At 46.0% G+C, this 6,129-nt stretch carries 6 protein-coding genes; 4 read left to right on the forward strand and 2 right to left on the reverse strand.

All coding sequences use genetic code 11. The features are described from left to right. The 4 genes from IQR33_RS01405 to IQR33_RS01420 all read left to right on the forward strand — a co-directional run. Window positions 1–418, forward strand: a 418-nt coding sequence (locus IQR33_RS01405; protein WP_265575770.1) for a LysR substrate-binding domain-containing protein, incomplete at its 5' end; no start/stop codon positions are given. A 120-nt stretch (window positions 419–538) separates the two neighbouring features. Further along, window positions 539–2,074 (forward strand): bifunctional GNAT family N-acetyltransferase/carbon-nitrogen hydrolase family protein, encoded by a 1,536-nt coding sequence (locus IQR33_RS01410; protein ID WP_161440932.1) that lies wholly within the window; start codon window positions 539–541, stop codon window positions 2,072–2,074. 204 nt (window positions 2,075–2,278) lie between these two features. Next, window positions 2,279–2,866 carry a DedA family protein gene (locus tag IQR33_RS01415; RefSeq protein ID WP_005383738.1) on the forward strand — a complete coding sequence of 196 codons (588 nt, stop codon included), beginning with the start codon at window positions 2,279–2,281 and terminating at the stop codon, window positions 2,864–2,866. Between the two features lie 180 nt (window positions 2,867–3,046). Continuing rightward, window positions 3,047–4,414 carry a Na+/H+ antiporter NhaC family protein gene (locus tag IQR33_RS01420; protein WP_193837485.1) on the forward strand — a complete coding sequence of 456 codons (1,368 nt, stop codon included), beginning with the start codon at window positions 3,047–3,049 and terminating at the stop codon, window positions 4,412–4,414. A 74-nt stretch (window positions 4,415–4,488) separates the two neighbouring features. Here IQR33_RS01420 and IQR33_RS01425 read toward each other — a convergent pair whose 3' ends face one another. Both IQR33_RS01425 and IQR33_RS32025 read right to left on the reverse strand, forming a co-directional pair. Continuing rightward, a complete protein-coding gene (locus tag IQR33_RS01425) occupies window positions 4,489–5,328 on the reverse strand; it encodes a 3-keto-5-aminohexanoate cleavage protein (RefSeq protein WP_053302975.1) in 840 nt (279 codons plus the stop codon). Next, window positions 5,319–6,129: aminotransferase class III-fold pyridoxal phosphate-dependent enzyme (locus IQR33_RS32025; protein ID WP_228013701.1), on the reverse strand; the 811-nt coding region annotated here is incomplete at its 5' end. The genes IQR33_RS01425 and IQR33_RS32025, both read right to left, overlap by 10 nt.

The raw sequence follows: 6,129 nt of genomic DNA on the forward strand, positions 1-6,129 counted from the left end.
ACATTATGAATACAGCCACTTACTGTGCGAAGAAACATTGTTATTAGTCGGTTGTACAAATGCTCCTGCAATTGAGAGTGTGCACGCTGTTAGCAATTATCCTTTTATACCTCAAATCACTCGCCCTCAGCTATGGGAGCAATTTAAAGCTGTCTACACTGTAGAATCTCCCGTTACCTATCAACCTGTAGGCTTTGAACATTTTTACCTAGCTTACGAAGCCGTCAAAATGGGAAAAGGACTCGCCTTACTTCCTGATTTTATGGCGCAGAATTCTATTTTAAGAGGGGATATCCAACATATTCTCAACCTAACTTTACAGAGCGGTTATGGTTATTACGTGATGATCCCAAATTATCGCCTTTCGGCTAAAAAAGTAGCGGTGTTTCACGAATGGCTGAAGAGCAAGCTAAGTTAATGTTGTTTCTTTAAGCTCGTTTAGGTAAACCAAAACAACTCAAAGACTTCGGTATCTGTCTGCTCAAATTTATGGCATTCTCATCCATACTATTTAAAAAGGATAAATGGATAGTAGGATATGGACAGCAACACGCCAAGACTCTCTTTACGCACCATTGAGCCGACCGATTACCCAGAGCTCGCGGAATTAATGGACCTTGTTTTTCCTGATGTTGGTGGCTCATGGCCACGCCTGACCATCATGGATCTCATTCATCAGTTTCCTGATGGACAAATCTGTATTGAGGATAACGGAAAAATTGTCGGCGCAGCGCTAACAATCAAAGTGGACTACAACCGATTTTCACTTCCTCACCTATACACCGACATCATCACCGAGAACAACGTCATCCAAAACCAAGTGACCGGTGACGCCATGTATGGTCTCGATGTATTTGTTCACCCGGACTACCGTGGACTGCGTTTAGGTCGCCGTCTGTATGATGCGCGTAAAGAACTTTGCCGGAGTAAGAACTTCAAAGCAATTTTGGCCGGTGGCCGCATCCCGAATTACCACAAATATGCTGACGAATTGAGCGTGGCTGAATACATCGACAAGATAAAACGCCGTGAGCTTCACGATCCTATTTTGTCTTTTCAGCTTGCAAATGACTTCGATGTAAAGCGTATTATGCGTGGTTACTTGCCAGAGGATAGTGCTTCTAAAGGCTACGCAACTCTACTGGAGTGGGATAACTTCTTCTACGAAGAGGATATTCAATCCGTCCATGATGTAGAAAAAACGCTGATTCGTATTGGTGTTGTGCAGTGGCAAATGCGCGCCATGAATGACTTAGAGGACTTGCTCGATCAGGCTGAGTTCTTCATCTCTTCTCTTGCGAACTACAAAGCCGATTTCGCCCTATTCCCTGAATTCTTTAACGCGCCGCTGATGGGATTGCAAAACGACCAAAATTCCGTCGAAGCAATTCGCTTTTTGGCTAGCTTTACAGAAGAGATCAAAAACCGCTTCTCGCAGATGGCCGTCACCTACAACATCAACATTATTGCAGGCAGTATGCCCGTCATCGAGGATGGCAAGTTGTATAATGTGGCCTACTTGCTGCAACGAGATGGTGAAATAAACGCTCAATATAAAATCCACATCACGCCTCATGAACAAAGAGACTGGGTGATCGACGGTGGTGACAATGTTCAAGTGTTCGAAACCGATGCAGGCAAAGTCGGCATACTGATTTGTTATGACAGCGAGTTCCCAGAGTTGGGAAGAATGCTCGCCGAGCAAGGCGCACAAATTGTGTTCGTTCCTTTCTGGACAGACACAAAAAATGGCTACCAACGAGTACGAATCTGTTCCCAATCACGAGCCATCGAAAACGAATGCTACGTTGCAATTGGGGGCAGTGTCGGCAACTTACCTCGTGTTGATAATGTCGATATCCAGTACGCACAATCTGCCGTATTTTCACCGTCGGATATCTACTTCCCGCACGATGCGACCTTGACAGAAGCAAGCGCCAACACCGAAATGATAATCTTCGCCGATGTTGATTTGACTAAGTTGAAGCAACTTAATACCGAGGGTTCAGTAACCAACTTACGTCACCGACGCCTTGATTTGTATGGCGCATTTACTAAAGCTAAAGAGTCATAAGGATCTCCCTAATTCGCCGCTACCAAAGAGCGTGGCGGCGAATAAAGCCTGCTGCTGGTTGATTCTGCGCAATTATTAGAGGCATGTCAGTTTTTCTCAATGGTGAGAAACAAGAATTGACCCAATAGGACATTCGGAGTATCACTCCAACTTCGTTCCGCTTTTATTAGGGGAAAGCTTTTGGAACATATTAACGAACTTCTCATGTCAATGAAGCCTTTGCTTGAGCAATACGGCTACGTTGCTCTGATTGTCAGTATATTTCTAGAAGGGATAGGTATCCCGATGCCTGGTCAATCACTGATGATCGCGGCATCTTTGCTCTCGTCAGAGCAAGTCATGAACCTAAGTATGGTAATGATGGTATCGTGGCTGAGCTGCTTTTTTGGTAATACCTGTGGCTACTTAATCGGTTATTACTTTGAGGGGTGGTTAGATAAAAAAGGCTACATTTCCGGCCCGAAGATGCAAACGCTTCAATTGACTATCCAGAAATACGGCCCTACGTGCTTGGTGGTCAGCCGCTTTATTGAAGGAATGAAGCAATTTATGCCTCTTGCATGCGGTATCGCGAAAATGCCACGTAGAGAGTTTTTGCTCGGTAACGCCCTCGCGGCGACGGTTTGGGTATTGGTATTCAGCTTGTTAACTCACTTTGCATTTGAGCATTTAAGCGTGCTGAGCAACCTGTACACCGAATACAAATATCTGGTATGGGCATTTGCTGCTGTCTTATTTACGTGGATGGTTTTAGGTATTGTTAAACGCAAAAAAGCCAAATCAATGCAATAACGACAGTCTCTTCATTAGCGCATAACTAAAGCTCGTGGTATCAGTGAGATACGCAACACGAGCTTTTATCTTTTTCTTTACGTGTAAAACCTAAGCAGCCATTTAGACGTCTAGACGTTGACAATGTAGAAATGTGATATTAGTCTGCTCTTCTCTCTTATCATTAACATTGTCGTTTACATGTCCGGTTCCCAACAAACTACTAAAACAGTTGCACCGTCTGCGGTCGCACTGATCCCATTAATTGTATTCCTTGCGCTATTTATTGGCGTAGGCACTTACTTATCTTTGCAAGGCGTGGAATTTGCCTTCTACCAGCTGCCTGCACCCATCGCGGTATTACCAGCCATCATCATTGCGTTTCTTTTAAGTAAAGAGAGGCTTAACCGCTCAATCGAACACTTCATGCGTGGTGTTGGCCACCCAGACATCATCGCAATGTGTATGATCTATCTGCTTGCAGGTGCCTTTGCTGCGGTAGCAAAAGCCTCTGGCGGTGTTGATGCAACAGTAAACCTTGGTTTATCCGCTATTCCAACCAGCATGATTTTACCGGGCATTTTTCTGATTTCTGCTTTTATCGCAACAGCAATGGGGACTTCGATGGGTACCATCGCAGCCGTTGCCCCCGTAGCGTTGGGTATTGCTGAATCAGCAGGAATGAGCTTACCGTTAACCGCAAGCGTTGTACTGAGCGGCGCTATGTTTGGTGATAACCTTTCTATCATCTCTGACACCACCATCGCGGCGACACGCTCTCAAGGTTGTGAGATGAAAGACAAGTTTAAAGAGAACATTCGTATTGCTTTACCTGCGGCGTTGATCGCGATTGCAGTGTTCGCTTTCAACAGTACCGCGACTCAAGTGCCTGAAACTGGCGATATTGAGTGGCTAAAAGTCTTGCCGTACATCACTATTTTGATCCTAGCGGTATCTGGTGTGAATGTGTTTGTGGTTCTGTCGATTGGCATTCTTTTGGCTGGCGGCGTGAGCTTGGCATCGATTGACAATTACGGACTGACTAATCTAGCCCAAGACGTTTACAAAGGCTTTGGTAACATGCAAGAGATCTTCTTGTTATCCATGTTGATTGGTGGTTTGAGTGAACTGATGCGCCGCCAAGGTGGCCTTGCTTTTCTAACAAATTTCGTTAGTAGCCTTATCCACGCGTTTGGCTCTAGTCACTCTAAGCATGCGAACAGTCGTGCAAGCGAGCTAGGTATTGCAGGTTTGGTATCAATGGTCAATGGCTGTACGGCAAACAACACCGTAGCCATCATTGTATCGGGCAGCGTTGCTCGCCAACTGGCGGAAGAGAATAATGTCTCTCCTCGCCGCTCAGCAAGCTTGTTAGACATTTTCTCATGCGTGGTGCAAGGCGTGTTGCCTTACGGTGCTCAAGTATTGCTGCTAGGTTCCGTGTTCAACCTCTCGCCACTTGAAGTAGTTGCCAATTCTTACTACTGTTTTGCATTAGCGATAGCGGCTATTGTCGCGGTGTTTATCAAACATCCCGCTCGTCAACCTGTAGCGCAAACTGAGAACTAACGACAAATACCGAAAAGGCTCCGATGGAGCCTTTTTACTTTCCTTTCTTCTTTTTTTCTTTTCCGCGAGCAGATTTACTTCAAAGCTGAACGCAAACTTTGCGCACTGTGTAAAGGAATCGCAAAGCGATGCGCCACATCGCGTAGAGCTTCCACCTGAGCCGCGTTACTGATTGCTAATTCGCCTGCCACATCGACGTGGTTATTCTCAAACCCCACTCTCACATCGAATCCAAGTAACATCGCACTCGCTAAACAGTCTTGCTCTCGCGCGCCAAAAGCACAAATGGCACATCGAATTTCTTCCTCGACAAAATGCGCCAAATTCAAACCTCGTAAATCCCATGGCGAAGACTGTTGAGCTTGGTGATAACGCCCTAACACCACTAATGCATGCTGATACGTTTTAGGTAACACGCCCGCATCACGCAGTTGGAAATAACGTTCAATGTCGGTTGCATCGTAGAGAATAATTTGGCTCACGATGTTGTTTTCTGCCACCCAATGGAAAAAGGCATACCCTTCTTTCTCACTTGCTCGATCAGGGATTAACTCCCTCAATGCGAAAGAAGCCGCTTCTGGTTTCACAGCTTTAACTAACGCCATCTGTTGTGGCGGAGAATACAAGCCCACCGCCTCTGTGGTGAGCTGTACCATCATGTTTTGTCCCACCGCTTCTTTCACGGCATAGTAAATTGCCATGTTGTCGTCGATGTCTAATGAATGACGTCCGTTGGCGTCTCTAGCATGTAAATGGATCATGGCAGCCCCTGCCGTTTGACAAGCGATAGCCTCTGCAACCAGTTCGTCTTTTGTCATGGGTAAGCTGGCGTGATCGTGCTTAGTTTTTCTTGCACCGTTTGGGGCCACGATAATAGCGATAGGCTCTCGTATACATCGATTTTCTAATTCCATTCCTTCGCTACCTCTTTTAGCGTTAATGAGAGTTTGCCAACTAGCTCATCAATATGGTGAGGCTGAATAATGAATGGCGGTGCAAGCAAGATATGGTGCCCATTAACGCCATCAATCGTTCCGCCCATTGGGTAGCACATTAAGCCATTTTCCATTGCTTGCTGTTTGATGCGTTTGTCTGCCAATGTGGCTTTACTCAGAGGCGCCTTGCTTTCTTTATCCGCCACCAGCTCAATGCCAAAAAATAAGCCTTTACCACGAATGTCGCCAATGTACGGTAAATGGGCCAATTCAGAAGTAAGCTCATTACGCAGCAAAGCACTTTGCTGATTCACCGCCGTTAATAAATCATCTTGGAAGATGGTTTGAATGGTTGCCACGGCAGCAGCGCACGCCACAGGGTGCGCCATAAAGGTATGGCCATGTTGGAAAAAACCGCTTCCACCGGCAATAGCTTGGTAGACTCGATCATTCGCAACCACCGCGCCAATAGGTTGATAACCCGCACCAAGCCCTTTAGCCATACACACCAGATCGGGTTCTGCCTCTTCTTGCTCAAATGCAAAAAAACTACCACTGCGTCCAACGCCACACATGACTTCATCCAAGATCAATAACACATCGTATTGGTCGCATATTTCGCGAATACGTTTGAAGTAACCTTGAGTCGCAGGCACAGCTCCAGCGGTGGCTCCCACAATGGGCTCAGCGACAAAAGCCATGACATTCTCAGCCCCCAACTCAAGAATTTTTGCCTCTAGTTCATTCGCCGCTCGCAATGAGTAATCCAATTCCGACTCA

The organism is Vibrio sp. OPT46 (assembly GCF_015163535.1).
In the GTDB taxonomy this organism is placed as follows: Bacteria; Pseudomonadota; Gammaproteobacteria; order Enterobacterales; family Vibrionaceae; genus Vibrio; species Vibrio alginolyticus.